Origin of the sequence: Insolitispirillum peregrinum, assembly GCF_900156605.1 — a bacterium.
Taxonomy (GTDB): domain Bacteria; phylum Pseudomonadota; class Alphaproteobacteria; order Rhodospirillales; family Rhodospirillaceae; genus Insolitispirillum; species Insolitispirillum peregrinum.
In genome coordinates, this window is the sequence record NZ_FTOA01000003.1 from 574286 (window position 1) to 593458 (window position 19173).

General features: G+C 63.9%; 24 protein-coding genes. 3 read left to right on the plus strand and 21 right to left on the minus strand.

Features of this window, described 5'->3' with window-relative positions; genetic code table 11:
• Positions 1-21 precede the first annotated feature (21 nt).
• The gene (locus BW995_RS10295; RefSeq protein ID WP_076400206.1) at positions 22-1236 is read right to left on the minus strand and encodes a Bcr/CflA family multidrug efflux MFS transporter; all 1215 of its coding nucleotides are present in this window, start codon (positions 1234-1236) and stop codon (positions 22-24) included.
• A 332-nt stretch (positions 1237-1568) separates the two neighbouring features.
• Between BW995_RS10295 and exbB the strand changes: the two genes are divergently transcribed.
• Genes exbB through BW995_RS21230 form a run of 3 tightly spaced genes read left to right on the plus strand, consistent with a single transcriptional unit; the run spans position 1569 to position 3615 of the window.
• Positions 1569-2324: a tonB-system energizer ExbB gene (gene exbB, locus BW995_RS10300; RefSeq protein WP_245821389.1), complete on the plus strand. Its 756-nt coding sequence runs from the start codon at positions 1569-1571 to the stop codon at positions 2322-2324.
• 5 nt (positions 2325-2329) lie between these two features.
• Positions 2330-2797: a TonB system transport protein ExbD gene (exbD, locus tag BW995_RS10305; protein ID WP_076400210.1), complete on the plus strand. Its 468-nt coding sequence runs from the start codon at positions 2330-2332 to the stop codon at positions 2795-2797.
• Positions 2794-3615, plus strand: coding sequence for an energy transducer TonB (locus tag BW995_RS21230; protein WP_084194743.1), 822 nt, complete (start codon positions 2794-2796; stop codon positions 3613-3615). The genes exbD and BW995_RS21230 overlap by 4 nt, the downstream gene beginning before the upstream one ends.
• A 499-nt stretch (positions 3616-4114) precedes the next feature.
• On the opposite strand, the gene BW995_RS10315 is transcribed toward BW995_RS21230, so the two are convergent.
• The 20 genes from BW995_RS10315 to BW995_RS10410 form a co-directional block, all read right to left on the minus strand.
• Positions 4115-4411, minus strand: a complete 297-nt coding sequence (locus BW995_RS10315; RefSeq protein ID WP_456152098.1) for an L-lactate permease — start codon at positions 4409-4411, stop codon at positions 4115-4117.
• Positions 4412-4521: 110 nt separating this feature from the next.
• On the minus strand, positions 4522-5508 hold the full coding sequence (locus BW995_RS10320) for a phage late control D family protein (protein WP_076400211.1): 987 nt from the start codon (positions 5506-5508) through the stop codon (positions 4522-4524).
• Positions 5508-5723, minus strand: a complete 216-nt coding sequence (locus BW995_RS10325) for a tail protein X (protein ID WP_076400213.1) — start codon at positions 5721-5723, stop codon at positions 5508-5510. The genes BW995_RS10320 and BW995_RS10325 overlap by 1 nt, the downstream gene beginning before the upstream one ends.
• 5 nt (positions 5724-5728) lie before the next feature.
• Complete coding sequence (locus BW995_RS10330) at positions 5729-6118, minus strand: phage tail protein (RefSeq protein WP_076400214.1); 390 nt, start codon at positions 6116-6118, stop codon at positions 5729-5731.
• A gap of 2 nt (positions 6119-6120) precedes the next feature.
• Positions 6121-8847, minus strand: a complete 2727-nt coding sequence (locus BW995_RS10335) for a phage tail tape measure protein (protein ID WP_076400216.1) — start codon at positions 8845-8847, stop codon at positions 6121-6123.
• A gap of 118 nt (positions 8848-8965) precedes the next feature.
• Entirely contained in the window at positions 8966-9289 is a 324-nt protein-coding gene (locus BW995_RS10340) for a phage tail assembly protein (protein ID WP_076400218.1), read from the minus strand.
• Between the two features lie 36 nt (positions 9290-9325).
• Entirely contained in the window at positions 9326-9847 is a 522-nt protein-coding gene (locus BW995_RS10345; RefSeq protein WP_076400220.1) for a phage major tail tube protein, read from the minus strand.
• Positions 9848-9859: 12 nt separating this feature from the next.
• Positions 9860-11032 (minus strand): phage tail sheath protein, encoded by a 1173-nt coding sequence (locus BW995_RS10350; protein ID WP_084194744.1) that lies wholly within the window; start codon positions 11030-11032, stop codon positions 9860-9862.
• 3 nt (positions 11033-11035) lie between these two features.
• A complete protein-coding gene (locus BW995_RS10355; RefSeq protein WP_076400221.1) occupies positions 11036-11491 on the minus strand; it encodes a hypothetical protein in 456 nt (151 codons plus the stop codon).
• Complete coding sequence (locus BW995_RS10360; protein WP_076400223.1) at positions 11484-11867, minus strand: hypothetical protein; 384 nt, start codon at positions 11865-11867, stop codon at positions 11484-11486. Before BW995_RS10360 ends, BW995_RS10355 begins: the two co-directional genes overlap by 8 nt.
• A 2-nt stretch (positions 11868-11869) precedes the next feature.
• On the minus strand, positions 11870-13402 hold the full coding sequence (locus BW995_RS10365) for a phage tail protein (RefSeq protein WP_076400225.1): 1533 nt from the start codon (positions 13400-13402) through the stop codon (positions 11870-11872).
• A 9-nt stretch (positions 13403-13411) separates the two neighbouring features.
• On the minus strand, positions 13412-14041 hold the full coding sequence (locus BW995_RS10370) for a phage tail protein I (RefSeq protein WP_076400226.1): 630 nt from the start codon (positions 14039-14041) through the stop codon (positions 13412-13414).
• The gene (locus tag BW995_RS10375) at positions 14041-14925 is read right to left on the minus strand and encodes a baseplate J/gp47 family protein (protein ID WP_076400228.1); all 885 of its coding nucleotides are present in this window, start codon (positions 14923-14925) and stop codon (positions 14041-14043) included. Before BW995_RS10375 ends, BW995_RS10370 begins: the two co-directional genes overlap by 1 nt.
• On the minus strand, positions 14922-15260 hold the full coding sequence (locus BW995_RS10380) for a GPW/gp25 family protein (RefSeq protein WP_076400230.1): 339 nt from the start codon (positions 15258-15260) through the stop codon (positions 14922-14924). The genes BW995_RS10375 and BW995_RS10380 overlap by 4 nt, the downstream gene beginning before the upstream one ends.
• Positions 15261-15262: 2 nt before the next feature.
• Positions 15263-15850: a phage baseplate assembly protein V gene (locus BW995_RS10385; RefSeq protein WP_076400231.1), complete on the minus strand. Its 588-nt coding sequence runs from the start codon at positions 15848-15850 to the stop codon at positions 15263-15265.
• Positions 15843-16352: a hypothetical protein gene (locus tag BW995_RS10390; RefSeq protein ID WP_076400233.1), complete on the minus strand. Its 510-nt coding sequence runs from the start codon at positions 16350-16352 to the stop codon at positions 15843-15845. The genes BW995_RS10385 and BW995_RS10390 overlap by 8 nt, the downstream gene beginning before the upstream one ends.
• A 4-nt stretch (positions 16353-16356) precedes the next feature.
• Positions 16357-16626, minus strand: a complete 270-nt coding sequence (locus BW995_RS10395) for a hypothetical protein (protein WP_076400235.1) — start codon at positions 16624-16626, stop codon at positions 16357-16359.
• A gap of 113 nt (positions 16627-16739) precedes the next feature.
• Positions 16740-17186, minus strand: a complete 447-nt coding sequence (locus tag BW995_RS10400) for a hypothetical protein (protein WP_076400237.1) — start codon at positions 17184-17186, stop codon at positions 16740-16742.
• Positions 17183-18163, minus strand: coding sequence for a phage major capsid protein (locus tag BW995_RS10405; protein ID WP_076400239.1), 981 nt, complete (start codon positions 18161-18163; stop codon positions 17183-17185). The genes BW995_RS10400 and BW995_RS10405 overlap by 4 nt, the downstream gene beginning before the upstream one ends.
• A 2-nt stretch (positions 18164-18165) precedes the next feature.
• A complete protein-coding gene (locus tag BW995_RS10410) occupies positions 18166-19011 on the minus strand; it encodes an XkdF-like putative serine protease domain-containing protein (RefSeq protein ID WP_076400242.1) in 846 nt (281 codons plus the stop codon).
• Positions 19012-19173 lie beyond the last annotated feature (162 nt).

Genomic DNA, 19173 nt, shown 5'->3' on the forward strand with positions numbered 1-19173 from the left:
TCGCACAATGCTCCAAGGGCGTTACAGCTGCTCGCTAGTGCGGCGAAAGACCGGGGTCAGGCCGAGCACGGCAATGGCACAGCACAGGCAGACCACCACCACCATCGCGGTCGGGGTGCCGTCGTTCAACAGGCTGACCAGAAAGCTCGACACCGCGCCGCAGCCAAAGCAGGCCGAGGTCAGGGCGGCGGCGGCGGCGCCGACATTGTTCGGGTACAGCGCCATGATGCGGGCGGTCATGTTCGATGACTGCATGGCCGTAACGCCAATGATCGGCAGCAACGGCAGGACAATCGCCCACAGGCCCCCCACACCGAACACCCCGGCCAGCAGCAAGGGGATACTGCTGGCAAAGGCAATCAGCGCCGCCCGCAACGACAGGGTGGTCAGCGGCCAGCGGCTGACCAGACGGCTGTTGGCGACGGTGAACAGCATTTGCGACAGGATGTTGATGCCGAATAAAAAGCCGTAAAGCTGCGGCGACACCTGAAAGTGCTCGATATAGACAAACGGTGTTCCGGCGATATAGGCGAACATGGCGGCAAAGGTGCCGCCAGCGCACAGCACACAGCCCCATGCGGCGCGGTCGGTCAGCAGACGACCGTAAACGGCCATCGCGGCACTCAGGCGCAGGCCGGACCGGCGTTCGGGCGGATGTGGTTCGGGAATGGCGAACCAGGTGATGGCAAAGGCGATCACCCCATAGACGGCCAGCAGCCAGAATACGGCGGTCCAGTCCCAGAAATACAGCAATTGCCCGCCGACCAGTGGCGCCATCATCGGGGTGATGGCGGTGACCAGCGCCACCAGAGACAGGATGCGGGCGGCGGCGTCGCGCGGATAGACGTCGCGCACAATAGCTCGCCCCAGCACGGCGGCCGCCCCGCCGCCGAACGCCTGCAAAAAGCGCAGGGCAATCAGCAGTTCAATCGAGCGGGCAAAGGCGCAGGCCAGCGAAGCGGCAATGAACAGGGCAATCCCGAACAGGATCACCGGGCGGCGACCGATGGCATCGGACACCGGGCCATAGATCAGCATGCCGATACAAAACCCCAGCAAAAAGCCGCTGAGGGTCCATTGCATCATCCCGGCATCAACGCCCAGATCACGGCCAATCTGCGGCAGGGCAGGCAGGTACAGGTCAATCGACAGCGGGCCGAAAATGGCCAGCGATGCAAGAATGATCAGGCCCCAGCGCGTTCGGGTCAGGGGATGGGGCAGGGAAGGATGCGACATGCAGGCAGGCTCCGGGGCGATGTCTGGACACAGGGACGGCACGATGTGGGGGGGGGGGGGGGGAACCCGTCCTTTGTAGGGGAGGATGGCGGGAAAAAACCTCTGAATTTTTTGCATGGCTTGGCGTCTATCTGAAGGGGGAGGCATTTTGCCGGCCCATCCTGATGCTGCATTGCGGTGAATAACTTGCTATTAAGAAGCATTATTGATTGCAGCAGGGTCGAAACGTGCTAAAAAAAATCTTCTGCGCCACGCACACTCATGCCGCTGTTTAGGGGAATTTACCAATGCGCCGTTGCTGGACATACACCTCCTTGGCGTCAGGATTGCTGTTGGCTGCGACCCTGCCTCTGTCTGCTTTTGCTCAAGAGATTGCACCGTCGTCGGCTCCGGCTCCTGTCCTGCCCCATGACCTTTCGCCCTGGTCGATGTTCATGGCTGCCGACGTGGTGGTCAAATCGGTGATGATCGGGCTTGCTCTGGCGTCGCTGGCCACCTGGACCGTGTTTCTGGTCAAGGTGTTCGAGCTGCGCAGCGCACGCGGCCGCATCCGCGGGCTGATCGACCTGTTGCAGGATTGTCGCTCGCTGGCCGATGCCGGACAGGCGGTGCACGGGGCGAAAAAGGTCGAAAGCGGCCCGATTGATGTGGCGATCCTCGAAGCCCGCCTGTCGGCAGGGGTGCCCGGCGAAGGGCTGAAGGAGCGGGTGGCCTCGCGCCTGCACCGGCTGGAAGCCCGCGCCAACCACCGGCTGATCAAGGGCACCGGCATTCTGGCCAGCATCGGCTCGACCTCGCCATTCATCGGTCTGTTCGGCACCGTGTGGGGGATCATGAATTCCTTTATCGGCATTTCCCAGGCCCAGACCACCAATCTGGCGGTGGTGGCGCCGGGGATTGCCGAGGCCCTGCTGGCAACGGCGCTGGGGCTGGTGGCGGCCATTCCGGCGGTGCTGATTTACAACGCCTTTTCCCGCAGCATGGGCGGCTATCGGGCGTTGCTGTCCGACGTGTCTGCCGAAGTGCTGCGTCTGGTCAGTCGTGACCTCGACCGGCAGGCTCTGCCCCTGCGGGCCGCAGCGGAGTAAAAGCGATGGCTGCACATCTCGACAGTGGTGGCGACGAGCTGCAGGAATCCCACGACATCAACGTCACGCCGTTCATTGACGTGATGCTGGTGCTGTTGATCATCTTCATGGTGGCGGCGCCGCTGGCAACCGTGCAGGTGCCGGTGGAGCTGCCCGCCAGCTCGGCGACCCCGACGCCGCCGCCCGACAAGCCGGTCTATCTGTCGGTGCAGGCGGACAAGAGCCTGTCGCTGGGCGATGATCCGATCAGTAAAGAAGCCCTTGCCGATGCCCTGCGGGTGGCCACCGACGGGAAAACCGATCAGCGTATTTTCCTGCGGGCTGACAAGACCATTGATTACGGCACGCTGATGGAGGTGATGGATTCCCTGCGCACTGCCGGGTATCTGAAAGTGGCGCTGGTCGGGTTGGAAACCCTGCCGCAAGACCCGGCTGCCCCTGCGGCGGCTCCGGTATCAGGGGGGACCCGATGACCGGGGCGGTCGGCAGCTTTCCGCTGCCCCGGCTGACGCTGGACAGTACCGGTCTGCCGACCTATCGCCCGCGCCATGCCCGCTGGCTGGTGGGTGCCGTTTCGGCAGTGGCCCTGCATGGTGCGGTGGCCGCTGCCGTGCTGTTGCCGTGGCAGGCGACCCCGCCGCCACCGCCACCGGCTGCGGAGGTACCGATCATGATCGACATGGCGCCGCTGGTGGCGCCGCCGCCGCCCCCTCCGCCGCCGCCGGAAGCCATTCCCGAGCCGGAGCCGGAACCGCTGCCGCTGCCCAAAATCGAGACTCCGCCGCTGCCCGCGCCCGAAGTGGCCTTGCCGCCGCCCAAGCCGGTGAAGAAAAAGACCGAGCCGAAGAAAGAACCGCCGAAGGTCAAAACGCCGCCGCAACCGCAACCGGTTACCGAGCCGGTGATGGACACGCCGCCCGATGCTCCGCCCGCGCCCCCGGCACCGGTGACACCGGCGGTAACCGCTCCCTCGGCCCCCAGCGCGATGGCCCAGCAGGCCGCCGCCTCGTGGCAATCGACCATTCAGGGGATTCTGGAACGCAAGAAACGCTATCCCCGCACCGCGCAGGCCCGTCGGCAGGAAGCGCGGGTGGTGGTGTCGTTCATCCTCAATGCACAGGGTGAAGTGTTGAGCACGCAACTGGTCAGCGCCAGCCCCTATGAGTCGCTGAACGAAGAAGTCCTCGACCTCCTGCAACGGGCCTCGCCGCTGCCGCCGCCGCCGCCGGAAACGATGCATGGCAGCACGTTGAAGGTAACGGTGCCGATTGATTTCACCATCCGGCGGTAAGTGTTTCGGGTCGTTAGACCAGCGTGCTTTAAGCATGACGCCACAGTCCACGACAGTTGGGAAACAACAGCGGGCTACCGCCCGGGCCCGTTTGGGGCCTGAGGCCCCAAGCCCCATTTTTTCTTTTATGATCAAAGGAATGGGGTCTGGGGCCGACTGGCCCCAGCGAGGTGTGGAGCAGCGCTCCACGTCCTTGCTATCCTGCTGTTGTGCAGGATTATGGAGTGCTGCTCCACTCCGATCACAGTCCGGAGCATAAAAAAAAGCCCCCACCGTTCCGTGCAACGGTGGGGGCCTCGACTTTCCGGCCCAGGGGAACGAACCAGCCGGAAAGGAAACGCTACAGGGGTCTTGTGATGCAGGGGAAGATCATGGTCTTCCCTCACAGCTAGAGCATTGTGCGAAAAGTGGAAACCGGTTTTCGCAAAAACAATGCGACAGAACAAAAAGGTTAGACCAGCGTGCCTGTGTCCGTTTCAACGCACGCTGGTCTAACAGATCAGGGGATCATCCACGGGGTCAGGTAGGCCTGGATCAGGGTGATCACACCGATGATGGTCACAAAGAACAGGCTGTGCTTGACGGTGAAGCGGAACAGGTTGGATTCCTGCCCGACCAGACCGACGGCAGCGCAGGCAACGGCGATTGACTGCGGGCTGATCATCTTGCCGGTGACGCCGCCGGTGGTGTTGGCGGCGACCAGCAGGGTGTCATGCACGCCAATCTGCTGGGCGGTGGTGGCCTGCAGCGAGCAGAACAGGGCGTTCGACGAGGTGTCGGAGCCGGTCAGGAACACCCCGATCTAGACAGGCGCAAAATTTTTCGCACCCGGCGCATTAAAAACCGCAACGGCCCGCTTCGCAATAGGTGAGGCGGGCCGTTTTACGTGGCACATACGAGATTGCATCAAAGCGGGTTCGGCGGTGTCAAATCCAGTGAGGTTTTGAATGATCCGCTGAGGGTGTGGGTTGCTTTCTCCACCTTCCATGTCCCGTTCATTTCAGCGTCGGGGAACCCGGACAAGACAACCTTTCCTTCTGCGCGGATGCCGGGTTGACCGGGGCCGGACAGGCTGGCCCGCAGGTGGTTGCGTGCGGATGCTTCGAGGCGGGCACGGGCGGCAGACAAGGCTTCGGCCTCTGTTGCCTTGGTGCCGGGCACCACGTCTGCCCGTGCGCCTGGAGCCTGGTCGCCGACCGTCACTTCGGTTTTCTTGCCGGTGGCCGGATCGAGCCATGATGAGCGGGCGGCGACCACCTGATCACGGTCTTCAATGTCCAGAGTCCAGTCATCGCAATCCGCCGGGGTCAGCGTTGCCGGAACCTGAGCGGCCCCGGAGATGGTGGTTTCCCGGCCTTTGGGGGCGATGATCAACCGTTGATCCTGCGCCTTGGCGGTTGCTCCATGCAGTGCTGACAGCCGGGTCAGCAGGTTCATGTCGCTTTCTTCATGCTGGTTGATGTAGCCCGGCACGATGGCAGCCATCTCCGGGTGCATTGCCGGGGTCAAGCCGTGCCGGATGGCAATCGCTGTGCCGATATCGGCCATCGTCAGGCCATCATCCCATGAGGTGCTGCGGCGCTCGACCAGCTTGCTGCCAACCGGTGCGGCGCGGGCAGTGATGGTGATCTGGCGCGGCTTGCCGGTGACTGACACCTTGGTAATCTGATAGGTACCACACTCGACATTGGCCCCGTCATACCCCAGCGCCACCTGCACCAGTTGCCCCCTGCGAGGCAAGGCGTAGCGGGTGCGCACGTCGGTAAACACAATAGAGACTTCATCGGACACCATGCCCCGTTCGTCGGTCACGGTGATGGACACCAGACCGTCCGCCAGCACCGCCGACACATCGTTGCCGCTGACATGCACCTGATACGACGGCTTGCGCATCAGTCAAACAGGCGCTGAGGCAGCGCCGCTCCCTGCACCGGGTTCGGCAGGCTGGGCAGGTTGACCACATCCCCCGCCATCAGCGCCTGTATCCGCCCGGCCAGTCCGGGATTTGCCTCAATCACCGCCTCATAGGCACCGGCCAGCGTGCCATAGGCATCCAGCACCACCCGATCCAGCCGGATACCGTCCTGATCCACAGCATATGTCCGCATCTGCCTTACTCCCGATCACAGACCAGAGACAGGGACCACGCCTGCCGGGCAGGCGCATTGCCTGCCACGAACTGGCTGCTGTCTACCGACAATGACTTGACCACCCATTCGCCCCAAACGTGCCCGGCGCTGTCGGTCATCAGCACGGCAGCACCACTGCGGATCATCGCCCGCAATCCATCCAGAGGCGTGACGCCCCCCTGATCCAGCGGGAAGCGCACCCCCGACAGGTCAATGGTGCGCTGCCAGCCATAGTGCTGCTGGGTTGGCACTCCGCCCAGCGTGTCAATGGTGGCAATGCGGGCCTCCATGCTTTCCTTGAAGGCGTCATATTGCAGGGTCGGCAGGTCAAAGACCACATCCGGCCCCAGACGCATCTGCATTGTCGCTGACATGCTCACACTCCATCGTACAAAGCACCGCCCGCGCTGGGGGAGGCACGTCCCCCCTGCGCCCGGCTGATCCTGTCCATCACCATCTGCGCGATGACTTCGGGGTCTACGCCCGGCCCGGCAGTGATGGTGATGTCATAGCGGTTGTGATTGGTGATGGTCGCACCACCACCACCGCCACCGGCATAGGCAGGCCCATCCGCCGCCATATCGCCGCCCGCTGGCACATCGATATCCGCACCGGCATCACCATCAACGGCCATGTCCGCCATTGCACCGTCCAGCCCCTGCCGGAGGACACCCGTATCAACCTTTGGCTTTTCCCCGGTTGCCCCGGCGTCAGCCGTGGCGGTGTCGTCGCTCCCCATGTCAATGCCAACCAGATTGGCGGCCCACTGGATGTATTTTTTGGCCTCGGCAATCTTTGGCATCAGGTATGCGCTGATTGCGTCCCAGTTTTCGATAACCGCCGACGCCACAAACCCGAGAATGGCCGGAAGTGCGGTAATCGGGTTGGTCAGGCTGGCAACACCGACCATCCGCAGGCCCATGATGACCGCCCGCACCGGGGCACCGGCCACGAACATCAGCCCCCGCCCCATCCCCATGGAGGCACGACCAACGCCAGAGACACCCGCCGCCCCCAGTGCTCCCGCCGCGCCCAGCGTGCGCAGGCCGGCGGCAAATGACCGGGTCGGCACCGCCAGCATGGCAGAGCGCAGGCGGGTCACCTGTCCCAGCATACCCCCCAGCCCCCCGGACCCGGCCCGCCGCACCCCGGCCAGCGCCCCGGCAAAGCGGTTGCTGCTGACGGCACCGGAAGCGGTTGCGGCACGCACACGGGCAAACATCACGGCGGCATCGTCCAACGGTGCACGGATGCCATTGATTGCCAGCCGTACTGCCAGCGAGCCGACCTTGTACGTGACCAGAGCCGCCGCACCGTACATCACCACAGAAGTCAGGCCGGGGAACTGGGCCGACAGATCAGCAACCGTGTTGATAACCGATGCAACACCTCCGGCGATATGACCGAGGGTGTCCAGCATACTGCCGCCAGATCTTTGACTAAAGCCGGTAACAGCATTCTGCATCCGGGACAGTTGGTAGTTGAAAAGTCCACTGACCTTTTCAAAATCCTTATCAATCACCCCGGATGAACTCAGGGCATCATCCTTGATCTTCTTGAACTCTTCAAAGTTCTGCATCATCGGCAAGATGAACTCCTTCACCTGCTGATCGCCGAACAGCTTTGACAGCTTGAAGGCATCGCCGCCGGTCAGGTCATTGATGCGCTGGATCATGAACAGGATCGGGTCTTCCCCCGATGCCATTGCCGCCGTCAATTCCTGTTCCAGATTGATGCCCATGTCCGCAAAGTTCTTGACCGCATCTTCGCTGGTGATTTTTGACAGGAAGTTTTTCATGTTGTTGGCTGCCGCGTCTGCATCACCAGTGCCCTTGAAGGCGATTTGCAGCGATGCCCCCAGCGACGCCACCGCCCCGGCCCCCTGCATGCCCAGCAACTGGGCTTGCGCGCTCAGCGACGGCAGGAATTTCGCCATCTTGTCCAGTTCAAAGCCGCCGGACTTGCCCGACTGCGCCAGACTGTCGAGGGACTGGGCCAACCCGGTGGGCTTGATGCCCAGCGAGGTTTGCAGGGCGAAGGCCACCCCGGCCATGTCTTCCATGGCGGCTTTGGTGGCGGTGGCACCCTTGCCGATGGACCCCAGAGACTCCAGCGCCGCCGTCGGGTCCATACCCCGCCCAACCAGAATTTCCAGCCCCTCCAACAGATTGTTCTGCGATTGCCCGGTCTGGCGGCTGACCTCTTCAATCCGGTCGCGCACCTTGGTCAGGTCGTCGGCAGCCATCTGGGCGGTATTGCCAAACCGCACCACCCGCTCCTGATAGTCCGCCGCCTGCATGATCGGTGCGGCAAACGACATGGCCGATGCCCCGGCGGATACGATCTCGCCCCCCATGGCCGACAGGCTTTCGCGGCGGGCCGTCCGGCGTTCGGTGGCGGAGTGCAGGGCAGACCGGGCAGCGGTGGCGCGAGCCAGTTGGTCGGCGGTCCTGGTTGCCTCTTCCCCCACCGCCTTCAGGTCGATCTTTGCCGCTTTGGCGGCGTCGGACATCGACCGCAAGTGCTCAAGATTGGCGCGATAGCCTGCCGCCGTGCGGCCAACCGCCGCCTTTGCCGCCTCGCTGGCGGCGGTCAACTGTTTGGTATTGGCCGCTGCCGCCGTCAATTCCTTGCCAAGCTGATCGGCCTTGACGCGGGCCGCTTCATAGGTGGCCTTCGCCTGCGCCATCGCCGCCCGTGCCTCTTCACTGGCGGCGGCAAGCTTTTTGGTCGGGCGAGTGGTGGCGGCAAGCTGCTTTTCCAGTGCCTCGGCCTTGACGCGGGCCGCTTCATAGGCGGTTTTGCTGTCGATGACGGCGGCTTTGGCCTGTGTGCTGGCTGCTGTGGCTGCCTGCAAGGGGGCGGCGCTGGCGGCAACCTGCGCCGTCAATGCTGCCGCCTTGGCGCGTGCCGCATCATAGGCGGCTTTGGTATCACTGACGGCGGCCTTTGCCTTGCGCCATCCCTCGACCGTCGCCGCCCGCGCCTGTAGGTCGCTGACCGTTTGGTCCAGCCGCGCCGCCGAGGTCTGGGCGGTGGTCATCCCGGCCCGGAAAGCGCTGGTGACAGCGGCACCGATCTCGACGGCAACGGCCAGTTTCATGATCTGTGTTCCTCCCGCAGGATGTGGACGGCCTCGCGGTACCAGGCCAGCAGGCGGGCCAGCGGCATCCGTTCAAGCTCGACGATGGACTGATGGTAATGCCGGGCCAGCCACAGGATCAGGCGGCGGCAGTCACGGTAAAATTTCCCGCCGTACCAGCACAGTAGGCGACATAAACCTGTTGCAGGCGCTTGTAGTCCGGCCACTTGATGCCGCTCAGTTCGTCGGTGGTGATGCCGCACCAGCCGGACACCGTGGCCTTTTCGCGCGCCATGTCGGACCCGCTCAGGGCGTCCATCGCCTCGATGTCCAACAGGCTGGGGCAGCGCATGATCAGGGTGCTGGTGGCCTTGCCTTCAACGGTCAGGGCGTGGCGCAGGGTGATGCGGGCGTTGCCGTCGCTCAGCCAGTCAACGCCGGGGATAGTCTGGGTATCAGTCATGGTTCATGTCCTTTCGTCAGGATCAGGTCGTCAGGATCAGGCCAGCCCAAGGGCCTTGTTGATGGATTTGCGCAGGTCGTTCCCGCCGATGATCAGCACACCGCGTTCCGGGTCCACTTCGTCGAGCGTCTCGCCGTTGGCCTCAAGGCGGTAATAGCTGAGGGCGATTTCATATTTCTCTTCGGTCTTCTCCCCCTGCTTCCACTCGCCGCGGTCGAGCTTGTTGACCGATCCGCGCAGGGTGACCTTGACGCTGGTGGTGGCGTCGGTCTGGTCCACCATCGCAGCCCGGATGATCAGGCTGCGGTTGGTCAGGCCATACACCGCAGCCATGCGGCGGTTGAAGTCGCTGAAGGTCATTTCCGCCTTCAGTTCCCCCAACGTGAAAAACCGCCGGAACTGCTTGGCCGACACTCCCGCCCCGGCAGCCCATTCACCCGCCATCTCAAGGGGCGGATGCTTGAAGCTGGACACGACACCGACCTGCATGCCGCCGTCGATGCTGACGGTGTAGCCCGCACAGTCGTGGCGATAGGCGTTGAACATGGTCTCACTCATGGTACAGGCCCCTTACTGGCTGAAGATGGCGGTGTAGAGGGTCGGGTCAATCTGCGACACAACAACGATGTCTTCCGCAGGCACCGGATCGACCCACTTGTAGCGCAGGATTGCCTGTCCTTTTCGCAGGTTGCTCCAACTGTTCAGATCACCGTCAACCCAGCACTCCCCGCCCAGGATCACCCCCTGACGGATCATGTCGGACAGGAACTGGTTGCCGGTTTCGATCAGGTCATCAAAGAAGGTCGGGGTGATCGGCTGGTCAACGCGGGTCTTGTAGGCCCGCAACAGGCTGTCGCCAATGAAGTCATCAATCACCTGGGTGGTGATGAAGCGGCGGTTTTCGTCATCGCTGCACGAATGGTTGCCCCACAGCCGCCAGACCCCTTCATCGTTGATGATGGTGCCAACGTGGGCTTCGTTCAGGCTGTTGGCTTCGCACGGGCGACCGGGCACATAGTCAATGTGCTGCGACAGGCCCAGGATCGACAGCGGCGTGTTCGACGGGGACCAGGCGATGTTCTGTTCAAAGTGACGCTTGATCAGCGCCCCCAAGGCAAAGGCCGAGCCGTAGCTGTAGACCTTGGCCCCGGCGCGGTCCCGCACCAGCGGACGGCCAAACACCGGGTTGTACACGCGGGCAGAGGCGAACGACGCGGCATGGGTTTTGGCGGCGGCGTTGGTGGTGTCGGGGGCATCAAGGAACACCCAGCCCGCCAGCCGGTCGGCCAGCGTCAACAGGGCCTGACCAACGGCCAGCCGGTCGCTGAACCCCGGCGCACCCAGCGCACGCGGGGCCAGTCCACCGGTGATGCTGCGGGCCGACAGCATGGCTTGCAGGCCGGTGCGGGTGCCGTCGGGCAACACCTTGCCGATGATGTTGTTTTCGGTCTCGTCGTCGGTGGTGCCTTCGGCCACCCGGATAACCACCACCGCGCACAGGGCAAGACTGTAGATGGCATCCATTGCCAGCGGCAGGGTGCCGGTCTCCCCCAACGCTGCCGACAGGGTTTCATCGGCCTCAATGGCAACCGGAGTATTCAACGGGAACAGGGTGGCGTCGGCATCGGGGGCCGTCCCGACCAGGCCGATCACCGACACGTTGACGGCCCGCACCGGGCGTGCCCCGCTGGGGTCATCAACCCGCCGGACGCCATGGTTAAAGGTCTGAGGAATGGTAACCATGCTTCACGCTCCTTGAATTAAATCGGCCAGGATATCGATGGTCAGGGCTGCCAGCTCATCGGGCGATGCTGCAGCCTCGATCCGGGGATCGGCGGTGATGTCGCGCAAAACCTGACAGGCGGCTTCGGCGGCGCGGGCTTCGGCCCGCTCGTCTTCACTCAGCCTGTCGAGCAGGCCCTTGCGGGCCAGTCGGCGCAGGGTGTCATCGTGGGGCTGAAACAAGGCAGGGCGTGCCTGCCGCAGAGCCGCCCGATGGATATCGCGGGCGCTGTCCATGTCGATCACCACGGCGTCACCGTCCAGCACCCAGGCATCGCGGAAAGTCCGCTCCAGAGCCTGGGTGTGCTCGCTGTCGATGACGCTGCCGTTCATCTCAACGGAGACGGTTGCCGGGGTTTCGGCAGTGCTGGCGTCGGCAGACGGGCTGTCTTGTAACTGGATGAGATCGGTATCAGTCATCGCTCAGGTCCTTCAGTTTCCAGGCCCCACGCCATTGGCGGCTTTTGGGCAACATGTCCTTACGGGTGATGGCAAAGCGTCGGCGATTGCCTGCCGGGGCGTCCCAGACATGAGCGGGAACGTCCTTTTGCAGCAGGTATTCCATTGCCTGCTCCTCGGTCATCGGGCCGAGGGGAGCGGCAGCGTCAACCGCCTCCAGCCCTCCGGCATAGGCATCAAGGGGGGGCAGAATCCCTCCGGCCAGAGCCATCGCCAGCCACGACGGGTCGGGAATCAGCACCGACACCGGCTCGTCAAGGTTGGCTTCAAAGGCGATGGCATACTGTCCAGATACCGGAGTACCCCGCCATGCGGCGATGCGTTGAGATGTGGTCATCGTTACATCCCGGCAAAGATGATGGTATCAGGACGGCCATCCACGTAGTAATCCTCTCCGGATGGTCTGTGCGCCATCCGGATTTGCAGGGTCGTCCAAAGCATATAATCGGGACGATCCTCAATAACGACGCACTCTGGTGCGTCCGCGGGGCCGGTATTACCGACGTTACACGTTGCCGGTACATAGTATGTATACGGCCACGGGGTGGCGAAGCTCACCGTGTATTGCCCGACAGCGTGGTCAATGATCGACGAAACACCCAGACTATTGCGAATGATGTTGCCGTTGTACTGGTCCAGAACGAGGTATTTTTTGGTGGCTCCGGTGATCTCGCTGGCGTGCAGGCCATCGATTAGGTCGGCATCCAGACCCGACCCAGAGCCATCATTGGCCGATGACCACAGGATGCTCCACGGTCTCCAGATGCCGGGGATGCCCCCTCCCCATTTGCTCCTTTGGTACAGCGAGGTACCGGTCTGATCGATGACGATTTGCAATCGGACATCATCGCCGCCACCATCGGCAAACTGGATCAGGATGCCAGCGGTGCCTGCCATACCGGCGGGCGTGTTGGTGCAGGTGGGGCTGCACTCTGTGATCACCACGCCGGGGGTGCTATTGATGACGTTCAGGTCCCCACCATACATATTAAAAGCCTCCAGCTTTGCCCCGGTGGTGGTCTTGGCAAAGCCGGAAAAGGCCGCCAAGGCGTTGCCGACAAAAGCTGTTGAAGCAGCCTGACTTGTGGCGGTTCCAGCCGCCGCCGTGGGGACGGTAGGGGTACCAGTGAAGGCAGGTGACGCCAGCGGAGCCTTGGCGGCCAGCGCAGCAAGCATGCTGCTGGCGAAAGACTGGTCATTGGCCACCGCCTGCGCCAGTTCGCGCAGGGTGTTGAGCGCGTCGGGGGCACCATCAACCAGAGCATCGACCACCGCCTTGACGCCTGCCGGAGTAACGGCGGCAGTGGTCTGCGTGCCGGCGACGGTTTCGGCCTTCGTCGCAAAGCGGACCATCCCTTGGGCAGTCTCGGTCCCCGTCGGATGGTTGCGGCTGGCTGCATGGGCCGTGATGCCCTCATCAACAGCGACCTGCACCGTGCGCAGGGTGGCATAGGTACCGGTATCGACCGCCATTTCCACCACGGCGGCTTCGGAAACGACGATCTGGGCCAGCACATCAATGGCGTGGGTTTCGCTGGGGCCGCCCTTGTACAGGTCCTGACGGCGGCACAGGGCGATGACCGTGCCATCACTGGCGAGGATGGCCGCTTCGCGGATCACAAACGGCCCGGCAGACACCGGCACGATGGTCTGGATTTCGACCACCAGCCGGTTGTCGGGCGACCGCCGCAGGGCCGATACCGGCCCGCGCCAGACCTCATGCACAATGCCGGTGGCGGTGACCGGTGGGGTGGTGCCACCGCCATCGCCCAGCACGATGGTCGCAATGCCGATCGGGGCGTTGCTGGACAGGGCGGCAGCAATCAGGGCCAGACCATCAGGGGTCATACGCCAGCCATAGGGTTCAGCCATGGTACATCCTCACAAAACAATACGGGATACGGTGGCAACCCCCACCGTCAGATCGGGGCGGGCCGGGGTGGCCGGGGCGGTCAGGAACAGGGCGGGGGAGGTGATCAGGCGGTACACCATGCAACCGGTGATGCCGACATGCAGGGCAGCACTCTCCGCCTGATCGGTCAGGGTCAGGGCGTCCAGATGCTGGCTGTGGCGCTTGGTCAGGCGGATCACCGCATGCAGGTCCGCCAGATGGTCCGCCGCGAACCCATCCACAACGGCCCCCAGCCGGACGGCAAACGTGCCCCGCCGTCCTTCTGGCTGCTGCTCGTGCCACTCGATCACCTGCCCCGGCCAACCGATGGCGGACAGGGCCAGTTCAATGCCGCTGACCTTGCCGCGCAGGGCATTGATCTGCCAGCTATCGGCAATCATCCGGCGTCTGGTGGCCTCCGGCCAGTCACTGCGCCACAGCACCACCCGTACCGCCTGCGCCAAATGCGGCAGGAACCACGCCGGGCAGCGATCCGGGTTCCACAGATCGGTCAGGGTTTCCACCGGCAATCCCGCCAGTGGTGCGGCCATCGCCTGTTCCACCGCCTGCATTTCCGCTGTGGCAGTGGCGGGCAACAGTGACGGGACGGCGGCCTCCATCAGACATCATCCGGCAGGGCGGTGATCGACACCGCCCGCAGGGCCGTCCCCGGTGGGCAGGCTACTGCCTCTGGCGTGACCGTGGCATCCAGCACGCCATCAACGATGCAGGCCCCGACCAGCGCCCCGGCAGTCCAGCGCCGCCCCAGCGGGGTCAGGCCGGGAATCTCAACCCACGCGGTATAGGCGCTCAGGCGTTGCCCGGCAGCCGCACAGGCGGTAGCGGCATCGGCATTGGGGGCCAACACCAGCCGGGCCGTAACCGGCACATCAACCACGGTTGCAGCCTGCACGCTGACCCGGTCGCCATGGGTGCGGCGGTCGCGGTCGGTGGTGATGGCCTGCACCGCGTCCAGGGTGGCGGCATCCGGCACGCCATCCCACCCCAGCACGGTGACAACGATCTCGCACGGCTCCGGGCTGTCAATCCACACATCCCGCACGCCCGGCACTTCGAGTGCCAACGCCCGGTACAGGCCATCACTGCCGGACTGACCCAGCCGGTCCCATGCCCCGTAATAGCGCTGCAACAGACGGTTGTCGCTTTCGTAGACCGGGGCGCGCGGCGGGACAGCGGTGGCATCGCCGGGGTCCAGCACCTGCCGGGCCACGGCGGCACGCAAGGCAATGGCATCCAGATCCGCCGCATGGGCCAGATGCGGCATCACCGCCCGCACGGCATCGTTCATCCGGGCAACAGCCATTTGGTAATGCCATGCCCCGACCATCAACAGCTTGTGGAGAGGGTCGCTTTCCCGCCCCGCATCGAACAGGTCGGGGTTGTCAGCCAGCAGGTGGGCCAGTGCGTCCGCATAAGCCTGCTCGACAGACAGCGGCGCGATAATGTCCGGGGTCGGTCCCGGCAACACGCGGGCGATGCTCATGCTTTCACCTGTACATCAAACACATAAAGCTGGCCGGTGTCGGTCAGGGTGCCTTCCAGTGTCAGCACCAACTGACCTTGCCGACTGACCAGCGGCACCGACCGGCGCAGGGTCCAGCGATCTTCCCAGCGGCGCAGGCGGATGGCCGCTTCGTGGGCCACCCAACTGACAAAGTCCGGGGTCATCGGGCGGTCTAGCGCACCGGGGATCAATGACCCGTAGTCTGGCCGCCACAGCAGCGACCCCAACGGGGTCATCAGGATATCGGTCACTGACTGCCGGATGTGTGCCACACCGCCCAGCAACAGGCCGGTACTGGCATCCATCCCGGCCATGATCAGCCCTCGACTTCCGGCGGGTGGTAGCCATGATCCGGCAGGCCGGTCACCACCGAGCCGGACACCCATGTTTCCGTTTCAAACTGTTGCCCTGCGACATGGCGCAGCAGGGTTGCCATGCCGTGATGATCGAGCAGATAGCGACCCTCTTCGCCGGTCCGCAGGGTGATGTCCTGTGCCTCCAGCGTGATCTTGCCGACCGCTGACAGGTGCAGATCGCCTTCGGAATGGACCGACAGGGTTTTGCTGCGGGCGTCATAGCGGGCCTCGGTGCCGTCTGCCCAGCGGGCAACGGTCACATCAACGCTATCCCCCACCACCGGGTTCAGGCCGGTGGACAGGCCGCCCACCACCACGCCCTGTTGCAGGTTGCCTTCCGGGGCGACCAGCAGCACCGCTTCGCCGATTGACGGGACGCGGTGGGTGGCGGCAAACCCGGCCCACCGCAGCCACGGCAGCCAGTCTGTCTGCACACCGGGGGCAATTTCGACCCGCACCGCCTGCGGACTGTGGTCGCCAACCACCCCGCGCAGCACCACCAGCCGCAGGGCGCGGGCCAGTTCCGCCAGCACAAATCCGTTATCCATGGGGCACATCCTCCGCACCTGGCACCGGCAACGGCACAGTGCCAAAGCCATCCACCTCTATCTCTGCCATCGCATCGGGCACGAACACCCCGCCCTCGAACCCGAAGACGTATTGCAGCACGATCACCCCCCGGTCACTGATCGCATCATGGCGGGCCTGCAAGGTCAGCACCCCCGCCGGAGCGGTGGCCGTTGGCCCATCGGGCACCGCAACCTTCAGGCGGCTGCCGATGATCGACCGTTCCCACTGCCCGATGGCGGCTGTCGTTTCGGCCACCATCTCCGCCGGTAGAATCTCGATGATCACCGTGCCGGTGATGGCGTGATGTGCCCGCCAGCCGGGCACCCGGTGGCGACAGGTCAGGCCGTTGCCGTAGGTCAGGCGCTCCGCCCACACCCCCACGGCCTGCTGACCGTGGTACGCCTCGATCAAGGCCGGGGCGACGGTATCCAGACGGGCCAGGGCCGCAATCTGGATCGCAGCGGTGACGGGGTCATGCATCGCCCTATCCCTGCACCTTGACGGCAATGGCCGCCACCGCCGCCGACACGACAGCCGCCACCAGTGCCCACAGGATTTTGCGGATACCGGCGGACACCGGGGCGGCCTCGCGTACCGTGTGCTCGATCACGGCCAGCCGCTTGTGCAGATCGCGCAGGCTGTCCCGATCACTGGCCCGCTGCTCTTCCAGCCGGGTCAGGCGTTCAAGGGCGTCGGCAACCCGTTCAGTTGTGGCTTCCAGCCGCCCGAGGCGGGTGTTGATGTCGTCGCTCATACTGTTTGCCCTCAGAGCGTTTTCCGTTTTCCCTGAATTGGGTCAAACGCTCTAACATTTTGTTATTTCAGCAAATACGTCGTCGCAGATGTTCCATCTGCTCGGGATTTGCTCTAGATTGCAGCCATGAACAGGCCAGAGGCCGCAACGCTGGACCGGTTGCCCGGCAAGCGGGATTGAATATCGGCCACCAGCCGGGCGGCACTGTCGTTCAGGGTGCTGACCAGAGCCGCCACCTGTTGCGGCGTCAGATAGTCCGGTCCGTCCGACTGCTGCATGGATCGCAGCCCGGCAGAGCGCCCCTGCTTGCCGCTGATCAGGTTCAGGTGGGGCAGCACCAGCGCACAGGCGCGCTGGCAGACCGCCTGATCCCATTGTTCGCACACCATGTCTGCGGCGGCACCGGACAGGGCGGCAGCGGCAATCACCGCCCCGGCCCCATCCACCCCCACATCCGTGCGCACCGACAGGTCAGCCGCCGCAATGTGGACGGCCAGCATGTCGTCAGGCACTGACGGATGCAAGGTGTACGCCCGCTTCAGGTCGGCGGGGGTGATCATGCTGCTACCCCAAGGGCCGCAGCCTCCTTCACCCGGATTTCAAAGTCGAAGGAGCCATCAAAGGTATATTGCAGACAGCGCTTGCGGGCGTGGTACTCGCGGGTGCGCTCCATTTCCTGATTGATGCCCAGCACCAGATTTTCCAGCGGGGTCACCATGATGGAACCGGACGGCATGTAGGGCACCGCCACGATCGGTTTGCCGACGAATGCCCCGGCAGGGACGGCGGTGTAGCTGCCGTTCGGGGTGCCAGCCACCTGCACCCCATACTTCAGGGCATCGGTGTCAGACATGACCGCCACCGCCGTTGCCAGATACTTGGCAGGCAGCCTGGTAAACACCGTTTCCAGCGCCTTCACATAGCCGGTCGTTGCCGGGTCAATGGTGGCAAGGGCCGGAGCCTTTCCAGCCTGGGCGGCTTCCTTCAGCAGGAGGAGCCACCCCTTGTTGAGCGACAGGAATTTCTGGTCCGGTCCGGCAGGCGCGGTGCTGCCCAGCCCGTTGAAGGCCAGATCCAGCAATTCGGCCCCGTACAGGCGCGACAGCATGCCTTCAACCAGCGTCGGCAGGTTCGGGTTGTTCTGGTTGTCCCGCAGGAAATCACGCGAAAGATCAAGGAAAAGCTGTGCATCCTCTGCTTCCAGCGTGCAACCGAACTGGTTGACGTCCGCACTGTCGTCCGCCGCCGGTTCACTGCCCTGCGGCACCCGGCGCAAGGATCGGCGCCCCATGTCCAGCACCGGCACTTCGCTCTTCAGCCTCGCCATGCGATGGACGGTAACCAACTTCAGGAAGTCATGTTCGACCACCAGATCAATCCACGCATTCGCCACCTCCGGCGTCAGCGTCCCCGAGACGGTCAGGACTTCCGGCCCGACCAGCCCCTTGGCAAAGGCGACCAGCGGGGCGGTCGCGCCGAACCGGGTCTGAAGCGCCGCCAGTTCGGTATTCGACTTGCACAGCAGTTCCCACGACATGATTACGCCACCCCCGCACCAGCGTTGGACGGCGGCGCGGCAATCCCGCCGCTTCCTGCCCCCTTGGCGACCGACAGCGCCAGCGCCTTGGTCAGTTCCCGCACATCCCCGGTCAGGGCATCAACCTGCTTCTTCAGGTCAGCGGTTGCCGTGGCTTCGGTGGGGGCAGCCGGGGCCGGGGCTGGGGCTGGAGCTGGAGCTGTGGCCGGGGCAGCGCCGTCCGTCCCCGCCGCCGGGGTGGCAGGCACCTGCGCGGCCTGCGCTGCCACAGCGGCTTCGGCTGCCGCTTTGGCAATGGCCTTGATATCGTCTTCGGTCATGGTGGGGTGGGTGTCCTTCTTCAGTTTGCTCAGGGCCTTTGACAGCCAGCTTTGGGGAGGGGGTCCGGGGTCAGCCATCCGCCCGATACCGGCCAGCGACAGCCCGGCAACCTCGCCGGATTTGACCGCCGCCCAGTCTTCCGGGCTTTCGACCCGGATACCGACCGCCCACGCGCCTTCGGCTTCATCCGGGAACAACGGGTCATTCTTGCGGATCAGCCAGCTTTCGGCGACGTAGGCACCGGGCAGCGGGCTGAAACTGTGTTCCTTGTCCACATTCGGGGCAGACCCGGCGCGCATGAAGCTGTAGGCCGCTTTACGGATGGTATCGGCAGAGGCCCAGTCTTCATGCGCGTCCGGATCGTCGGGGGCATACACGATGCCGTAGACCATTTGCCGTTCATCGTCCGACTTGATGATCCGCAGTTCCCGGCACGGTCCTGCGGCCTTCAGCACGATCTCTTTGCCGTTTGCCGGGCGCCTTACCAGAGAGATGAACTGCACTTCAAGGTCTTTGATTTCGGGCATCTGGTGTATTACCGCATCTACAACGATGCTTCATTGCGTCGTTGACCCCATAGTAATAGCAATCATCGAAATTAATTTCACTTGACTGTATTCCAGTATTGGAATGGGCATTCCATATTCGGAATACATGCCGTTGATATTATTTTATCTATATTTACCGTT